Below are 15,508 nucleotides of genomic sequence, written 5' to 3'. Positions count from 1 at the left end.
CTGAGGCAAGCCGGCCACTGTATCACGGCCAGGCTTGCGTTTGAATTGCAACTGTTTTCCGATAAAGTCTGCGTGTCCGTTCATATTCAGGGGAGAGGAAGTCGTGAATCCTTTGCTGTCTGTGGTGGAACGCAAGCTCCAGGAGTTGCCGATACCGGTGCAATTGACCCTGCCCGATGGCACGGTCTTGGGCAGTCCCGAGGCGCGCGTGCGCTTCGTGGCGCGGGACAAGACCGCGCTGGCCCACCTGGCCGAGGGCGCCGTCGGCGTGCTGGGCCAGGACTACGTCGAGGGCCGCATCGATATCCAGGGCAGCATGCGTGATGTGATGGCGGCCGCCGCGGCGCTGCTGCCCAGTTCGCCGGTCGACGCGGCGCGCGGCGGCTGGCTGACCGAGCTGGTGCGCAAGGTCACCTCGGTGTGGCGCCACTCGATCGAGCGCGATGCGCGCCAGATCGAGTTCCACTACGACCTCTCGGACGATTTCTATGCCCTGTGGCTGGATCCGCGCCGGGTCTATTCCTGCGCCTATTACCGCACGCCCGACATGACGCTGGCGCAGGCCCAGGAAGCCAAGCTGGACCATATCTGCCGCAAGCTGCGGCTGCAGCCGGGCGAGCGTTTCCTGGACGTCGGCGCGGGTTGGGGCGGGTTGCTGCTGTGGGCGGCCGAGAACTACGACGTCGATGCCACCGGCATCACGCTATCGCGCAATCAGCATGCCTATGTCAACCGCCTGATCGAGGAAAAAGGCCTGTTCGGGCGGGTGCGCATGGAGCTGCTCGACTACCGCAAGCTGGACGAAGGCACGCCGTACGACAAGATCGCCTCGGTGGGCATGTTCGAGCACGTCGGGCGCGCCCAGCTGCCGGGCTATTTCGCCAAGCTGCGCCGGCTGGTCAAGCCGGGCGGACTGGTCATGAACCATGGCATTACCGCGGGCGGCGTCTACAACGCCGAGCTCGGCAACGGCATGGGCGAATTCATCGAGAAGTACATCTTCCCGGGCGGCGAGCTCACGCATATCAGCAGCGTGCTGGAGGCGGTGACGGCGGGCGGCCTGGAAGCCGTCGACGACGAGAACCTGCGCCCGCACTACGCGCGCACGCTGTGGGCCTGGAGCGGAAGCATGCCTGCCCGAGGCCGCGCGCATCCTGCAGGGAGAGCAGGGCGAGCGTTCGCTGCGCGCCTACCGGCTGTACCTGGCCGGCTGCGCGATGGGATTCGAGCACGGCTGGATTTCCCTGCACCAGGTGCTGGTCACGACCCCGGCCACGGGCCGCACCGACGAGCTCGACATGGCCCAGGACCTGGCCTATCCGTGGCGGCGCGATTACATCTACGCCGGCAACGCCCGCTAGGTGTGAAGATTCAATAGGTTGTATGCATGGTTCATCCGAACCGGATTTGAGAAACTGGAAATCGCCGATCCCCCAGTTCACTCAAGGAGCCCGGCCGGATGAACACCCATAAGCATGCCCGATTGACCTTCCTACGTCGACTCGAAATGGTCCAGCAATTGATCGCCCATCAAGTTTGTGTGCCTGAAGCGGCCCGCGCCTATGGGGTCACCGCGCCGACTGTGCGCAAATGGCTGGGCCGCTTCCTGGCTCAGGGCCAGGCGGGCTTGGCCGATGCGTCCTCGCGCCCGACGGTCTCGCCCCGAGCGATTGCGCCGGCCAAGGCGCTGGCTATCGTGGAGCTGCGCCGCAAGCGGCTGACCCAAGCGCGCATCGCCCAGGCGCTGGGCGTGTCAGCCAGCACCGTCAGCCGCGTCCTGGCCCGCGCCGGTCTGTCGCACCTGGCCGACCTGGAGCCGGCCGAGCCGGTGGTGCGCTACGAGCATCAGGCCCCCGGCGATCTGCTGCACATCGACATCAAGAAGCTGGGACGTATCCAGCGCCCTGGCCACCGGGTCACGGGCAACCGACGCGATACCGTTGAGGGGGCCGGCTGGGACTTCGTCTTCGTGGCCATCGATGACCACGCCCGCGTGGCCTTCACCGACATCCACCCCGACGAGCGCTTCCCCAGCGCCGTCCAGTTCCTCAAGGACGCAGTGGCCTACTACCAGCGCCTGGGCGTGACCATCCAGCGCTTGCTCACCGACAATGGCTCGGCCTTTCGCAGCCGCGCCTTCGCCGCGCTGTGCCATGAGCTGGGCATCAAGCACCGCTTTACCCGACCTTACCGCCCACAGACCAATGGCAAGGCCGAACGCTTCATCCAGTCGGCCTTGCGTGAGTGGGCTTACGCTCACACCTACCAGAACTCCCAACACCGAGCCGATGCCATGAAATCCTGGCTACACCACTACAACTGGCATCGACCCCACCAAGGCATCGGGCGCGCTGTACCCATCTCCAGACTCAACCTGGACGAATACAACCTATTGACAGTTCACAGCTAGTCGAGGCGCGCAGCGTGGTCCTGGTCGAGCACAAGATGAAGCTGGTCATGGGCATCAGCGACCGGATCGTGGTGCTGCACCACGGCGAGCTGCTGGCCGAGGATTCTCCGGACGACATCCGCAACAACGACCAGGTCAGGCGCGTCTACCTGGGCCAGGGCAAGCACTGAGGAACATCATGCTGAAAATCCAAGACCTGCACGCCTGGTACGGCAGCAGCCACATCCTGCAGGGCGTCAGCCTCGACGTGGAGCGCGGAGAGCTGGTCTGCCTGGTCGGCCGCAATGGCGCGGGCAAGACCACCACGGTCAAGAGCGTGGCCGGGCTCATCCCCAAGGCGCGCGGAACGATACGGTTCGATGGCCGGGACATTCTCGGCCTGCCGGCGCACGCCCGCTACGCCATGGGCCTGGCCTACGTGCCGGAAGAGCGGCGCATCGTGCCCGGCCTGACGGTGCGCGAGAACATCCAGCTGGGCTTGCTGCGCTCGCCCTTGCACCGCCGCGAAAAGGAGGTCATCGACGAAATCGCCGAGACCTTCCCGCGCCTGAAGGAACGCCTGGACCAGCAGGCCGTGACCATGTCCGGCGGCGAGCAGCAGATTCTGGCCATCGCCCGCGCCGCAGCCTCGAAGCCCAAGTTCATCATGCTGGACGAACCCTCGGAAGGCATCATGCCGGTGCTGGTCGACGAAATGTTCCGCTACTTCGAAACCCTGAAGGCCGCGGGCGTGACGATGCTGCTGATCGAACAGAACGTGGAGCTCGCGCTGGCGATCGCCGACCGGGCCTACATCCTGGACCAGGGCGAGGTCGTCTACAGCGGCGGCGCGCAGGCCATGCTGGCCGACGAAGTCATGCAGGGGCGCTACTGCTCCGTGTGACAGGACCGGCCCGCCGCCCGGAGGGCAGGGCGGGTTGGTAGAATCTTCCGGTATTGCCGGACCGAGGGCGATGCAAGCCCAGACTAGGAGGCGGATCTGAACACCGCAAGCAAGCAAGTGCGACGGCTGCAGCCGCAGGAACGGGAGCAACAGATCGTGGAGAAGGCCATCGAGCACTTCACGAAGAACGGCTTCGAGGGCAGCACCCGTGAGCTGGCCAAGCAGATCGGCGTGACCCAGCCCTTGCTGTACCGGTATTTTTCCAGCAAGGAAGCCCTGATCGAGCGGGTGTACGCCGAGGTGTTCCAGTGGCGGCGCGACTGGGAGGCGCAGATCAAGGACCGCAAGGTGCCGCTGCGCGACAGGCTGCACGCGTTCTACATGGACTATTCGTCGGTCATCCTGCGCGAGGAATGGATACGCATCTTCATCTTCGCCGGCCTGACGCGCGACGGCATCAACAACCGCTACCTCACGCGCCTGCGCACCCACGTCTTCCTGCCGGTGCTGGCCGAGCTGCGCGCGGAGTTCGGCCTGGACGAGCCGCGCGACCGCGCCGAGGTCGAAGCCGAGATCGAGATGATCTGGAGCCTGCACGCGGCCATTTTCTACCTGGGCGTGCGCAAATGGATCTACGGCCTGAAGGTGCCGACCGACCTGGACCGGGTCGTGCGGCAGAAGGTCGACATGTTCCTGCACGGCGCGCCGCCGGCCATGCGCGCCCTGCGGGCCGGGCGGCCGGCCTGAGCCCGCTGCCTGCTCAGGCCCGGCGCGCAGCGGCGGCCGGTTTCCGGGGTTTTGCCTCCGACGGCGCCACGTAGCCCAGGCTGTGGCTCAGCCGCGCCGCATGCTCGATCAGCGCCTGGGTGTATTCGGCTTCCCGCCTGGCGTTGAAGCGTCCCTGGGGAATGGTCAGGCACAAAGATCCGAGCACGTTGCCGTCGACGCCGAAAAACGGCGCGCCCAGGCCGATGGAGCCGGCGATGCGTTGCCCCTTGGTCACGGCATAGCCGCGCTTGCGGATCTGGGCCAGGTCCTTGTGCACCGTTTTATCGGCCACGCCGGCTCCGGTGACCGACGGGCCGGCCTCGGCGAGGATGCGGTCGATATCGTCCTGGGGCAGAAAGGCAAGAATGCTGCGCGCCGTGGCGCCCCATGCCATCTGCAGCGGCGTGTTCTCCTTGACGTCGTAGCGCAGGAGTTCCGTTCCGTGGTGGACGCTGACGATGGTGTAGCGGCGCTGCTGGGCCAGGTACAGGCACAGCAGGGTGGTTTCGTTGAACCGTTCCACCAAGGATTGCAGCAGGGGCGCGGCGAGGTCCTTGATCTGCGACGAATCCACCACCAGCGAGGCGATGCGCACGAATTCGACATCGCAGTAATACATCTTCGTGACGGGATCCCTGGCCACCAATCCTTCGTCCTTGAGCAGCGCCAGCAGGCGATGGATGGTGGAAGGCGCCAGCGCCAGTTCCGCCGCCAGGTCGCTCAGGGTGACCCGGTTGCTGCGTTCGGCCAGGATGCGCAGCAATGCGACCACGCGCGCGACGGTGCCCAACGTATTGTCTGTCTTTGCCATAGTTCCCATGTCGGTAACGACGAGCGCGGCCGCCGGCCTGCCAGGCCGGCCGGCGCGCCGCCGTCCTGGCCGCGCAGGAAAGGCCTGCGCCGGCCCTGATGGCCGACATTGTAGCGGGGCGCCATGGCGCGGACAGCCACGGGATGGCGTCGGCCGGGAACTACATGACGATTTTCCTGGCCTGCATGGCCTGGATCTCCTGTTCGCTCCAGCCGAGCCATTGCGCCAGGATCGCCGGCGCGTCCTCGCCCAGGCGCGGCGGGTAGCGGGCCGGCGGCTCGGCTTCGCCCAGGAACTTGATCGGGTTGCCGACCACTTCGATCTCCGGTCCGCCTGGCCGCCGCAGGGGCATGACCATGCCGCGTCCGCTGGCGCGCGCTTCGCTCAGCGCCTCGGGTACGGTCTTGATCAAGGCCACCGGCACGCCGTTGGCCGCCAGCGGTTCGATCCATTCGGCGGCGGGACGGGCGAGGAAGGCCGCCTCGAGCAAATCCCACAATGGCTCGCGGTTCTGCAGGCGCATCTCCGCGTCGCAGAACCGGGCATCCTGGGCCAGCTCGCGCAACCCCAATGCCTCGCACAGGCCCTTCCACATGCGCTCGGTGTTGGCGGTGACCACCAGTTCGCGGCCGTCGCCGGCGAGGAACGATCGATAGGTGGGGATGGAGTCGTGCCGGGCCGCCTGGCGTTGCGGCGTCACGCCGGCCACCAGCGCGTAGGTGCTTTGGTACGAGAGCATGGCCAGTTGGCAATCGAGCATGGAAATGTCGATGTGGCGTCCCCGTCCGCCGCGCGCGGCGTCGGCCAGCGCGGCATTGACGGCGATGGCGGCGTACATGCCGGCCGCCAGGTCGCCGGCGGGAATGCCCAGGCGGACGGCGGGACGGCCGGCCTCGCCCGTCAGGCTCATGACGCCCGACATGGCCTGCACGATCATGTCGTAGGCGGGACGGTCGCGCAGCGGGCCGACCTGGCCGAAACCGCTGATCGACGCCCAGACCAGGCTCGGGTGCTGCGCCATCAGGGCGGCAATATCCAGGCCGATCCGCGCCGCCACCCCTGGCCGGTAGTTCTCGACCACCACGTGGCTGCGGGCGATCAGCGACTTGACCAGGGCCAGCCCCTCGGGCTGCTTCATGTCGACGGCCAGGCTCTTCTTGTCCCGGTTGATCCCGAGGTAGTAGGCGCTGTCGCCGTCCACGAAGTGCGGCGGAATGTGCCGGCTGGAGTCGCCGTCCGGCGCCTCCACCTTGATGACCTCGGCGCCGAGGTCGGCGAGGATCTGCGTGCAGAAGGGGCCTGACAGAAAGGTCGTCAGGTCCAGCACGCGCTAGCTGTGAACTGTCAATAGGTTGTATTCGTCCAGGTTGAGTCTGGAGATGGGTACAGCGCGCCCGATGCCTTGGTGGGGTCGATGCCAGTTGTAGTGGTGTAGCCAGGATTTCATGGCATCGGCTCGGTGTTGGGAGTTCTGGTAGGTGTGAGCGTAAGCCCACTCACGCAAGGCCGACTGGATGAAGCGTTCGGCCTTGCCATTGGTCTGTGGGCGGTAAGGTCGGGTAAAGCGGTGCTTGATGCCCAGCTCATGGCACAGCGCGGCGAAGGCGCGGCTGCGAAAGGCCGAGCCATTGTCGGTGAGCAAGCGCTGGATGGTCACGCCCAGGCGCTGGTAGTAGGCCACTGCGTCCTTGAGGAACTGGACGGCGCTGGGGAAGCGCTCGTCGGGGTGGATGTCGGTGAAGGCCACGCGGGCGTGGTCATCGATAGCCACGAAGACGAAGTCCCAGCCGGCCCCCTCAACGGTATCGCGTCGGTTGCCCGTGACCCGGTGGCCAGGGCGCTGGATACGTCCCAGCTTCTTGATGTCGATGTGCAGCAGATCGCCGGGGGCCTGATGCTCGTAGCGCACCACCGGCTCGGCCGGCTCCAGGTCGGCCAGGTGCGACAGACCGGCGCGGGCCAGGACGCGGCTGACGGTGCTGGCTGACACGCCCAGCGCCTGGGCGATGCGCGCTTGGGTCAGCCGCTTGCGGCGCAGCTCCACGATAGCCAGCGCCTTGGCCGGCGCAATCGCTCGGGGCGAGACCGTCGGGCGCGAGGACGCATCGGCCAAGCCCGCCTGGCCCTGAGCCAGGAAGCGGCCCAGCCATTTGCGCACAGTCGGCGCGGTGACCCCATAGGCGCGGGCCGCTTCAGGCACACAAACTTGATGGGCGATCAATTGCTGGACCATTTCGAGTCGACGTAGGAAGGTCAATCGGGCATGCTTATGGGTGTTCATCCGGCCGGGCTCCTTGAGTGAACTGGGGGATCGGCGATTTCCAGTTTCTCAAATCCGGTTCGGATGAACCATGCATACAACCTATTGAATCTTCACACCTAGCCGGACCTCGGGATCTTCGGCGACCAGCGGCAGCGTCCCGCAGCCGAACTGGGTCAGTTTGTCCACGCCGATGACCAGCACGATGTCGCGTATGCCGGCCTGGATATCCTTGTAGGCGAGGTGCAGCGCCGAGGCGCCGCCGGAACACGCGTTATCGACATTGAAGACGGGGACCGCGCCTATTCCCATTTCCTTGACGATGCGCTGGCCGGTCAGCATGCCGCCGAAGGCATGGCCGCAGACCACGGCTTCGACATCTCGCGGCGCGATGCCGGCCGAGCGCAGCGCGTTGAGCACGGCGGGGACGGCGAGGCCCGAGTAGCTGGACTGGCGGTGCCTGCCCATGGGGATCATGGCCGCGCCGGCGATGTAGACTTTGCTCATTGATATCTCCTGGTCCGGGTCAGGCGGGCGTGACGAACCAGCGCTCGCCATCGGCGCGCAGCCGGACGGATTGGCCGCAATGCAGGGGCTGGGCGGGGTCGGCCAGTACGTGCGCGAGCACGCGCACCCCGTTCGGAAAATCCACATAGCCGAGCGTGTAGGGCACGGGCCGCGCGGACGAAACGTGGACGGTGGTGTACGAATACAGTGTTGCGTCGGGGCCGAACAGGAACGGCTCCATGTCGCGCGCGCCGGTCTGCAGGCATACATCCCGTTCGGGAAACGCCATGCTGCCCGAGGACTGGCTACGGCTGCCGCGCAGGTACACCACGGCGTCCTTGACCTCGAACGGCGGTAGCGGGGCTTCTTTCAAGTCCTCGATGGGGAGGGCGTCGTCGGCATACTGCTGGCCGCCGGTTGCCGGTGATGTTTCCTGCATTTTCCTTGCTCCTGTCGCTGTGTCTGGGGCGGCGGGGCGCTCGCCGTCCGGATGGTGTCGCCGTGCGGGCCGATGGCGCTCAGCTCGGATTGATGCCGGCATCCTTGACCAGCGTGATCCAGCGCGCGGTATCTTCCGCGATGACCTGCTCGAATTCCTTGCCGCCGCGGGTGTCGACCTGCATGCCCATGGACTGGTAGGCGGTGCGCACTTCGTCCGTGCGCGTGGCCTTCTCGATGGCGGCGTGCAGTTTCCGGCGGACGGGCTCGGGTACGCCGGCTGGCGCGGAGATGCCGTACCAGATGGTCATCTCGAACGGCACGCCAAGTTCGCGCAGCGTCGGCACGCCGGGCCACGCCGGGTCGCGCTCGCGGGACGTCACCGCCACGCCGCGCACGTTGCCGCCGCGGACCTGGGCCGATGCCGAGCCCGACGTATCGATGGCGAACTGCACGTTTCCGGCGATCAGGTCCACCATCATGGGCCCGGTCCCCTTGTAGGGCACATGGATCGCGCTGAGTCCCGCCGCGCTCAGGAACGAGGCCGTCGCCATGTACAGCGCCGCGCCCACCCCGGAAGAGCCGTAGTACAGCTTGCCGTCGTTGGCGCGCAGATAGTCCAGGAACGCCTTGCCGTCCTTGACGGGCAGGTCCTTGTTGATCTCCAGGACGCAGGGCACCTGGCCGAGCAGGGAGATCGCCGACATGTCCTTGCTGAAGTCGTAGGACATGTTCTTGTACAGGGCCGGGGCCGAGGTCAGGGTGACGTTCGAGAGCAGCAGGGTGTAGCCGTCGGCGGCCGCGCGCGCGACATAGGCCGCGCCTATCGTGCCGCCGGCCCCGCCTTTGTTCTCGACGATGACCGATTGCCCCAGTTCGGCCGCCAGGGCCTTGGCGACGACGCGCGCCAGCATGTCGGTGGATCCGCCCGCGGCGAAGGGAGCGACCAGGGTGATGGGCTTGGCGGGAAAGGCGTCCGCGGCGTGCGCCGGCGATAGCGCGGCCAGCGGGGCCAACGTGAGCGAGCACGCCGCCGCGAGGGTTTTCAGTGCGCGGCGGCGCGGGGCGGCAACATCTTCGGGGTGGTGGTCCGGCATGGAAAGTCTCCTGTCTTTTCTCGGCCCGGGGCCGGGCGCTGGCGCGCGATAGTTGGTGTAAATTCCGTTGAACGGAAATTACTTCCGTTAAACAAAATTCTAAGCACGCGACAAAAGACAGGGATAGCTAGGGTTTTCCCGTGGCTAGGGCCCGAGGCGCGCCAGGGCTCCGCCGTCCACGGGCAATTGCACGCCGGTAATGAAACCCGCCTGGTCGGACGCCAGGAACACCGCGGCGTGGGCGACGTCCCAGCTCGTGCCCATGCGCCCGCGCAACGGCACCATCGCATTGCGTTCGGCGACGATCTGTTCGCGCGGCTTGCCGGTCAACCTGACGCGAGCCTCGATAGCCATCGGCGTATCGATCAACCCTGGCAGGATGGCGTTGGCGCGCACCCCGTGCTCGGCGTAGGTCATCGCGATGTGCTGCGTCAGGCCGAGCACGCCCATCTTCGTGGCCTTGTAGGCAACGTTGGGATACAGCGCGTAGGCCGCCGTCGATGCGACGTTGAGCACGCAGCCGCTGCGCTGCGCGCGCATGGCTGGCAGCACGTGCTTGCATGTCAGCATCATGCCTTTCAAGTTGAGATTGGCGAGCAAGTCGAACGCTTCGACGGAGATATCCTCGACCGGCGCATCGCCGCCCGCGCCCGCGATGCCGACATTGTTGTGAAGAATGTCGATGCGGCCGTGCGTTTCCATGACTTGCCGCACCATGGCCACGATGGCGGCTTCGCTGGTGATGTCGGCTTGTACTGCCATGGCCTGGCCGCCTTCGGCCAGGATCAGTCCGGCCGTCTCGCCGGCGCTGGCCATATCGCGGTCGACCGCCACGACGCTTGCGCCTGCGCGCGCGAATGCAATCGCGGTGGCGCGGCCGTTGCCCATGGTGCTGCCGGGCGTCTGCCCGGCTCCGACGACGATGGCGATCTTGTTTTCAAGAACATTGGACGGCATGGTTTTCCTTTTTCCGATGGAGCCCGCGGGCCCGCGCTGCAAATACAGGGGTGCCCTATATTTCCGTTTAACAAAAATGAATTCGTTACAGCGGAAATTAGTGTATTCGATCGGACGAGGAAGCACGGCCGCGCACGAGCGCGGCGCGGCGTGCGGCCGTCGACATGCGCGAGTCCGGCGCGCCGCCGGTCGCGCGGGCGCGCGCGTCGCCTGGGCCTAAGGCAGGCTGTCGAAATCGCGTAGCGGCTCCAGGCCGCCGATCAATCGCTCGACCAGCCCGTTCGCGGTGCTCTCGCGCCAGATCAGGCTGAGCTCCAGATAGTGCGGCGTGCCGGTCAGCGGCAGGAAGACCGCGCTGCCCTTGTAGATGCGCTGCAGGGAGCGCGGCACGATGGTGACGCCCAGCCCCATGGCCACCATCTGCAGCATGGTCGACTGGTGGCGGGCGGTATGGTGGATCTTGGGGCTGAAGCCGGCGTTCATGCACAGCGACACCATTTTGTCGAACAACCCCGAGGCCAGCGTGCGCGGAAAGAACACGAATTCCTCGCTGGCCAGCTCCGCCACCGGCACGGCCTCGCGGCTTGCCAAGGGGTGCTGGCTGGGCACGGCGGCGTAGAACGGTTCGCGCAGGATCTGGCGTGTCCGCAGATCGGCCGTATCGATGGGGGTTTGGACCAGTCCGATGTCCAGTTCATCGCGCAGGACGGCGAGGGTCTGTTCGCGTGAACTCATTTCCGTCAGTTCGACCTTGCTGCCAGGCATGGATCGCTTCACCTGGGTCAGGATGTACGGAACCAGATGCGCCAGCGCCGAGCTGACCGTGCCCATGCGCACGGTGCCCAGCATGCCGGCGGCCGTGAGCGAGACGCCGCGCGGCAGGCGGTGAAAGAGCGGGGCGTTGAGTTCCTCTTCCAGCGCCTTGATCTGTTGCGACAGCGGCGGCTGCGAAATGTGCAGGCGCTCGGCGGCGCGGCTGAAACTGCGTTCTTCGGCCACCGCCACGAAATACCGCATCTGCTTCAGATCCATGGTCCTGTTCTTCGATTCGATGTTGGTAGTCGATTTTCATATGGGAAGGATATAAATTCAATATTTGTTGATATGGCACTGCGTTGACTACGCTTCTCCCCGTCACAACAAGAACCCGCAATCGGCGGGACAACGGGAGACAGGAAATGAACCGACGTGATGCGCTGGGCGCGCTCGCCGCGCTGGCAAGCACAACCTGGCTGGGCCGCGCCGCGGCCGCCAAGCCGTACCCGCAGCGTCCCGTGACGCTGATCGTGCCGTATTCGCCGGGCGGGGCCACCGACAACGTTGCCCGGGTCATCGCCGAACACCTGCAGGCCCGGCTGGGCCAGCCGGTGATCATCGACAACCGCGCCGGCGCCAACGGCCGGATCGGCACGCTGGCGGTGGCGCGCGCCGCCCCGGACGGCTATGTCCTGCTGCTGGGCGGCATAGGCCCGATCACGATCGCGCCGCATCTCGAGAAGGTTCCCTACGATCCGTTCAAGGACTTCGCGCCGGTCAGCCTGCTGGTCAAGAACGACGTCGTGCTGCTGGTCAACCCGGCGGTGCCGGCGCGCAAGCCGGAGGAACTGATCGCGCTCCTGAAAGCCGAGCCGGGCAAGTTCAACTATGCGTCCTCGGGCACGGGCGGCCCGTTCCACCTGTCCGGCGAGCTGTTCAAGAGCATGGCCGGCGTGGAAATGACGCACGTGCCGTACAAGGGCGACGGACCCGCCCTGGTGGAGCTGATGGCCGGCAATGTGCAGGTCATGTTCACGACGATTTCCGCGTCGGCGGCGCATATCCAGGCGGGCAAGGCCATTGCCCTGGCCAGCGCGGACGAGGTGCGCTCCAGCCAGATGCCCGACCTGCCCACGCTGGCGGAGTCGGCGCTGCCCGGCTTTGCGTCGGAGACGTGGCAGGCGCTGTTCGCGCCGGGCGGCACGCCGGGGCCGACCATCGACGCCGTGCAGGCCGGACTGGCCGGCGCCATGCGCGATGCGCGCTTGCGCCAGGCCCTGCAGGCGCAGGGCAACAGCGTCGTGGCCAGTGACGTGCCGGCATGCGCGCAGTTCGTGCGCGACGAATACGAGAAATGGGGCAACGTCGTGCGCAAGGCCGGCTTGGCCGCGTGACGCAAGAAGGAGCGAAGATGAGTGGCCAGCACCTGGATCTTTCGCTGATGGACGTGCAGGTATCGGCGCTGTCCACCCTGGCCGCCAACTTCCTGGCGTGCGGTCAGGCGCCGCAACGCAACGGCAACGAACATCCGACCGTCGTGCCGGGCGACGCGGTCCAGTGCCTGGACGGCCCGCTCATGCTGATGGTGGGCAACGATCGGCAGTTCCAGCGCCTGTGCCGCCATCTGGGCCGCGAGTCGCTGGCGCGCGACCCTCGCTATGCGACCAACGAGCTGCGCGTCCAGGGCAAGAATGCATTGATGGCGCAATTGCGCGAGGCCTTCCGCGGCCAGACACGCCAGTACTGGCTGGAGCGCCTGCTGGCCGAAGGCATCCCGTGCGGACCGATCCAGACCGTGGCGGAGGTGCTGGCCGATCCGCACGTGCGCCACCGGGCGCTCGTGGCCGCGGCGCCGGACCCGGTGTTCGGCGAAATCCGCGCGATGGGCAGCGCGTTGCGCATGTCGCGCACGCCGGCCCGCCACGGGCGGGCGCCAACCGTGCTGGGCGAGCACACCGAAGCGGTGCTGTCGTCGCTGGCCTCGTCCCGTCTTCAATCCAACCCGCAAGCCAAATGAACACATCCCCGACCGTAAGATTCGAAACGCGCGAACAGATCGCGATCATCACGCTGAACCGGCCCGACAAACGCAACGCCATCAACCTGGAGATGCGGCAGGCGCTGATTGCCGCCTGGGAGCGGTTCGAGAACGATGCGGCGCTGCGGGTCGCGATCCTCACCGGCGCGGGCGAACGCAGCTTCAGCGCCGGACGCGACCTGTCCGAGAACACGGACCTCAGCCAGAAGACGTTCCTGCCCATACTCGGCGACAACGTCCAGGCAAGCAAGCCTGTCATCGCGGCGGTCAATGGCGCCGCACTGGGCGGCGGCTGGTTCTTCACGCAAATGTGCGACCTGGTGGTGGCCGCGGACCATGCCGTGTTCGGCATGCCGGAATCCAAGGTCGGCCGGGCGCCGGCCTGGGCGGTCTAGTTGCAGGGGGTGATCCCGCAGAAGCTGGTGCTGGAGCTGCTGCTGACCGGCAATCCCATCGGCGCGCAGCGGGCCGCCGAGATCGGCTTCGTCAATCATGTGGTGCCCGCCGCGCAGCTGATGGACAAGGCCATGGAGCTGGCGCGCGCCATCGTGGCCACGGCGCCGCTGAGCGCGGCGGCCTGCAAGGAGATGGTCTATGCCGCGGCCGAGATGGGGCGGGGCGCGGCCCTGCGGACGGCTTTCCATATCCTGGAGCCGCTATACCGCTCGGAAGACGCGCGGGAAGGCGCGCTGGCGTTTCGCGAGAAGCGCGCGCCGCGCTGGAGCGGACGATGAAGATTGCTCAACGAGGAGAAAGAACGGAATGACCCGGTTTCTAGAAGTGGAGCGGCGTGGCCGCGTTTGTATCGTCAGGATGAATCGGCCCGAGGCGCGCAATGCGCTGACCGATGCCGAGCAGTTCCAGGAGTTCGAGGACCTGGTGCGCGAGCTCAACGCGGACCTGGATGTGCGGGCGGCCATCCTGACCGGCAACGGCCCGTCGTTTTGCGCGGGCGGCAATGTCAAGAAGATGCTGGCGGACTACGGCCCGGACAGCGGACCGGCGGCGCGCATTCCCACGAAGTACAGCACGGGCATCCAGCGCATTCCCATGGCCCTGGCGCAGCTTGACGTGCCGCTGATCGCGGCGGTCAACGGCGCGGCCATCGGCGCGGCCATCGGCGCGGGCTGCGACCTGGCCTGCATGTGCGATATCCGCATCGCCGCCGACGATGCGCGATTCGCCGAGAGTTTCGTCAAGCTGGGCATCATCCCCGGCGATGGCGGGTCGTGGTTCCTGCCGCGCATCATCGGGCTGGCGCGCACCTACGAGATGGCGTTTACCGGCGATACGCTGGACGCGGCCACCGCGTTGCAATGGAACCTGGTGTCCAGCGTCGTGCCGGCGGCGCAGCTCATGGACGCCACCTGCCAGCTGGCCGAGCGGATCGCCGTCAATCCGCCGCAGCAGGTGCGCTTCGCCAAGCGGCTGATCCGCGAAGGCCTGCACCAGCGGCTGGAGGCCATGCTGGAGTTCTCCAGGCTGTATCAAACCCTGTCGCACCGCACCGCGGACCACCAGGAGGGCATTGCGGCCTTGCTGGAAAAGCGCCCGCCTGTCTTTCACGGACGCTGAAGCCGTCCCGTTCTTGCACGAGAGGAGACCATGAGAAAAAAACACTTTGTTCTGTCGTTCCTGCTGGGCGCGGCGTCGCTGGCCGCGAGCGGCGCGGCCCTGGCGCAACAGGCGTTTCCCACGCACCCGATCCGGCTCATCGTGCCGTTCGCGCCCGGCAGCGGCACGGACAACACGGCGCGCCATCTGGCGCGCGAGATGGAAGCCGAGTTCGGTTCGCCGGTGGTGGTCGAGAACCACCCTGGCGCCAACAGTTTCATCGCCGCCAAGATGGTGGCCGCCGCGGCGCCCGACGGCTATACGCTGCTGATCTCCGGATCGTCGGCCATGACGGTCAACGCGGCCATCTTCAAGGCGCTGCCGTATGACCCCCTGAAGGATTTCGCGCCGGTGGCGCGCCTGGCGAAAGGCGCGATGGGCCTGGCCGTGAACGCGCAGTCTCCCTATCGTTCGGTGGACGACCTGGTCCAGGCCATGCGGCAACAGCCGGGCACGCTGAACTATGGCTCGGGCAGCGCGGCCTACCAGATCACGACCGAGCTGTTCCTGTCGATGGCCCAGGCCAAGGCCAGCCATATTCCCTACAACGGCGCGGCCCAGGCATTGACCGACCTGGCCGGCCGGCAGGTCGACTTCGCGTTCGCCGACTATGCGGCGCTGGTGCCGTTCCTGCGCTCGGGCAAGCTGCGCCTGCTGGCCGTCAGCAGCGCCGAGCGGCTGGAAAGCGAGCCCGCGACGCCGACGGTGGCGCAGGCCGGCTATCCGGGGTTCGACATGGTGAACTGGACCTCCGCGTTCGCGTCGGCGGGCACGCCCGCGCCTATCGTCGACACGCTGAGCAAGGCCATCGTCGCCATCTACGAACGCGAGCAGACGCGGGCGTTCCTGGCCGGCACCAACTGGGAGAGTTTCCCGGTAGGGCCCGCCGAGCTGCGGCGCTACCAGGTCGACGAGATCGCCAAATGGAGCCGCGCGGCCGAGATCGCCGGCATCGAGAAACAGTAGGAG

The 15,508-nt window shown here is 66.8% G+C and carries 16 protein-coding genes and 2 pseudogenes; 10 read left to right on the top strand and 8 right to left on the bottom strand.

Going from position 1 to position 15,508, the window contains the following annotated elements; translation table 11 throughout:
* Nucleotides 1-103: 103 nt before the first annotated feature.
* The 5 genes and pseudogenes from BN118_RS11350 to BN118_RS11335 all read left to right on the top strand — a co-directional run bounded on the left by BN118_RS11350 (nucleotide 104) and on the right by BN118_RS11335 (nucleotide 4,040).
* Nucleotides 104-1,361 (top strand): annotated as a pseudogene (locus tag BN118_RS11350) (class I SAM-dependent methyltransferase).
* A 98-nt stretch (nucleotides 1,362-1,459) separates the two neighbouring features.
* Nucleotides 1,460-2,410: an IS481-like element IS481 family transposase gene (locus BN118_RS11345; protein WP_005012067.1), complete on the top strand. Its 951-nt coding sequence runs from the start codon at nucleotides 1,460-1,462 to the stop codon at nucleotides 2,408-2,410.
* A gap of 14 nt (nucleotides 2,411-2,424) precedes the next feature.
* Nucleotides 2,425-2,580 carry an ABC transporter ATP-binding protein C-terminal domain-containing protein gene (locus BN118_RS19550; protein ID WP_414734096.1) on the top strand — a complete coding sequence of 52 codons (156 nt, stop codon included), beginning with the start codon at nucleotides 2,425-2,427 and terminating at the stop codon, nucleotides 2,578-2,580.
* Nucleotides 2,581-2,588: 8 nt separating this feature from the next.
* Nucleotides 2,589-3,293 (top strand): ABC transporter ATP-binding protein, encoded by a 705-nt coding sequence (locus BN118_RS11340; RefSeq protein ID WP_014905848.1) that lies wholly within the window; start codon nucleotides 2,589-2,591, stop codon nucleotides 3,291-3,293.
* Nucleotides 3,294-3,449: 156 nt separating this feature from the next.
* Complete coding sequence (locus tag BN118_RS11335) at nucleotides 3,450-4,040, top strand: TetR/AcrR family transcriptional regulator (protein WP_003811511.1); 591 nt, start codon at nucleotides 3,450-3,452, stop codon at nucleotides 4,038-4,040.
* Nucleotides 4,041-4,053: 13 nt separating this feature from the next.
* Here BN118_RS11335 and BN118_RS11330 read toward each other — a convergent pair whose 3' ends face one another.
* From BN118_RS11330 to BN118_RS11295, 8 genes are all read right to left on the bottom strand, one after another.
* Nucleotides 4,054-4,872, bottom strand: a complete 819-nt coding sequence (locus BN118_RS11330) for an IclR family transcriptional regulator (protein WP_225665637.1) — start codon at nucleotides 4,870-4,872, stop codon at nucleotides 4,054-4,056.
* A 160-nt stretch (nucleotides 4,873-5,032) separates the two neighbouring features.
* Nucleotides 5,033-6,199, bottom strand: a complete 1,167-nt coding sequence (locus tag BN118_RS11325) for a CaiB/BaiF CoA transferase family protein (RefSeq protein WP_041166183.1) — start codon at nucleotides 6,197-6,199, stop codon at nucleotides 5,033-5,035.
* A gap of 3 nt (nucleotides 6,200-6,202) precedes the next feature.
* Nucleotides 6,203-7,153, bottom strand: coding sequence for an IS481-like element IS481 family transposase (locus BN118_RS11320; RefSeq protein ID WP_005012067.1), 951 nt, complete (start codon nucleotides 7,151-7,153; stop codon nucleotides 6,203-6,205).
* Between the two features lie 81 nt (nucleotides 7,154-7,234).
* Nucleotides 7,235-7,639, bottom strand: coding sequence for a thiolase family protein (locus BN118_RS11315; RefSeq protein WP_227914978.1), 405 nt, complete (start codon nucleotides 7,637-7,639; stop codon nucleotides 7,235-7,237).
* A gap of 19 nt (nucleotides 7,640-7,658) precedes the next feature.
* On the bottom strand, nucleotides 7,659-8,078 hold the full coding sequence (locus tag BN118_RS11310) for a Zn-ribbon domain-containing OB-fold protein (protein WP_014905847.1): 420 nt from the start codon (nucleotides 8,076-8,078) through the stop codon (nucleotides 7,659-7,661).
* Between the two features lie 79 nt (nucleotides 8,079-8,157).
* Nucleotides 8,158-9,174 carry a Bug family tripartite tricarboxylate transporter substrate binding protein gene (locus BN118_RS11305; protein WP_014905846.1) on the bottom strand — a complete coding sequence of 339 codons (1,017 nt, stop codon included), beginning with the start codon at nucleotides 9,172-9,174 and terminating at the stop codon, nucleotides 8,158-8,160.
* A gap of 144 nt (nucleotides 9,175-9,318) precedes the next feature.
* Nucleotides 9,319-10,257, bottom strand: a complete 939-nt coding sequence (locus BN118_RS11300; protein ID WP_014905845.1) for an SDR family NAD(P)-dependent oxidoreductase — start codon at nucleotides 10,255-10,257, stop codon at nucleotides 9,319-9,321.
* A gap of 90 nt (nucleotides 10,258-10,347) precedes the next feature.
* Complete coding sequence (locus BN118_RS11295) at nucleotides 10,348-11,163, bottom strand: LysR family transcriptional regulator (protein ID WP_227914980.1); 816 nt, start codon at nucleotides 11,161-11,163, stop codon at nucleotides 10,348-10,350.
* Nucleotides 11,164-11,309: 146 nt separating this feature from the next.
* On the opposite strand from BN118_RS11295, the gene BN118_RS11290 reads away from it, so the two are divergent.
* The 5 genes and pseudogenes from BN118_RS11290 to BN118_RS11270 all read left to right on the top strand — a co-directional run bounded on the left by BN118_RS11290 (nucleotide 11,310) and on the right by BN118_RS11270 (nucleotide 15,505).
* Nucleotides 11,310-12,281, top strand: coding sequence for a Bug family tripartite tricarboxylate transporter substrate binding protein (locus tag BN118_RS11290; protein ID WP_014905844.1), 972 nt, complete (start codon nucleotides 11,310-11,312; stop codon nucleotides 12,279-12,281).
* A 17-nt stretch (nucleotides 12,282-12,298) separates the two neighbouring features.
* A complete protein-coding gene (locus tag BN118_RS11285) occupies nucleotides 12,299-12,904 on the top strand; it encodes a CoA transferase (RefSeq protein WP_227914982.1) in 606 nt (201 codons plus the stop codon).
* A pseudogene (locus tag BN118_RS11280) lies at nucleotides 12,901-13,659 on the top strand (enoyl-CoA hydratase/isomerase family protein). The gene BN118_RS11285 and the pseudogene BN118_RS11280 overlap by 4 nt, the downstream one beginning before the upstream one ends.
* Before the next feature lie 28 nt (nucleotides 13,660-13,687).
* Nucleotides 13,688-14,500: a crotonase/enoyl-CoA hydratase family protein gene (locus tag BN118_RS11275; protein WP_014905843.1), complete on the top strand. Its 813-nt coding sequence runs from the start codon at nucleotides 13,688-13,690 to the stop codon at nucleotides 14,498-14,500.
* Nucleotides 14,501-14,530: 30 nt separating this feature from the next.
* Nucleotides 14,531-15,505, top strand: coding sequence for a Bug family tripartite tricarboxylate transporter substrate binding protein (locus BN118_RS11270; RefSeq protein ID WP_014905842.1), 975 nt, complete (start codon nucleotides 14,531-14,533; stop codon nucleotides 15,503-15,505).
* Nucleotides 15,506-15,508 lie beyond the last annotated feature (3 nt).

Source organism: Bordetella pertussis 18323, assembly GCF_000306945.1.
Taxonomy (GTDB): Bacteria; Pseudomonadota; Gammaproteobacteria; order Burkholderiales; family Burkholderiaceae_B; genus Bordetella; species Bordetella pertussis.
This window is presented reverse-complemented; position numbering and strand designations above follow the sequence as displayed.

What these genes read in the sequence shown, in the direction of transcription:
- BN118_RS11345 (WP_005012067.1), top strand. Translation starts at nt 1,460, where the DNA reads ATGAACACCCATAAGCATGCCCGATTGACCTTCCTACGTCGACTCGAA.
- BN118_RS11340 (WP_014905848.1), top strand. Translation starts at nt 2,589, where the DNA reads ATGCTGAAAATCCAAGACCTGCACGCCTGGTACGGCAGCAGCCACATC.
- BN118_RS11330 (WP_225665637.1), bottom strand. Translation starts at nt 4,872, where the DNA reads ATGGCAAAGACAGACAATACGTTGGGCACCGTCGCGCGCGTGGTCGCA.
- BN118_RS11320 (WP_005012067.1), bottom strand. Translation starts at nt 7,153, where the DNA reads ATGAACACCCATAAGCATGCCCGATTGACCTTCCTACGTCGACTCGAA.
- BN118_RS11315 (WP_227914978.1), bottom strand. Translation starts at nt 7,639, where the DNA reads ATGAGCAAAGTCTACATCGCCGGCGCGGCCATGATCCCCATGGGCAGG.
- BN118_RS11310 (WP_014905847.1), bottom strand. Translation starts at nt 8,078, where the DNA reads ATGCAGGAAACATCACCGGCAACCGGCGGCCAGCAGTATGCCGACGAC.
- BN118_RS11305 (WP_014905846.1), bottom strand. Translation starts at nt 9,174, where the DNA reads ATGCCGGACCACCACCCCGAAGATGTTGCCGCCCCGCGCCGCCGCGCA.
- BN118_RS11295 (WP_227914980.1), bottom strand. Translation starts at nt 11,163, where the DNA reads ATGGATCTGAAGCAGATGCGGTATTTCGTGGCGGTGGCCGAAGAACGC.
- BN118_RS11290 (WP_014905844.1), top strand. Translation starts at nt 11,310, where the DNA reads ATGAACCGACGTGATGCGCTGGGCGCGCTCGCCGCGCTGGCAAGCACA.
- BN118_RS11285 (WP_227914982.1), top strand. Translation starts at nt 12,299, where the DNA reads ATGAGTGGCCAGCACCTGGATCTTTCGCTGATGGACGTGCAGGTATCG.
- BN118_RS11275 (WP_014905843.1), top strand. Translation starts at nt 13,688, where the DNA reads ATGACCCGGTTTCTAGAAGTGGAGCGGCGTGGCCGCGTTTGTATCGTC.
- BN118_RS11270 (WP_014905842.1), top strand. Translation starts at nt 14,531, where the DNA reads ATGAGAAAAAAACACTTTGTTCTGTCGTTCCTGCTGGGCGCGGCGTCG.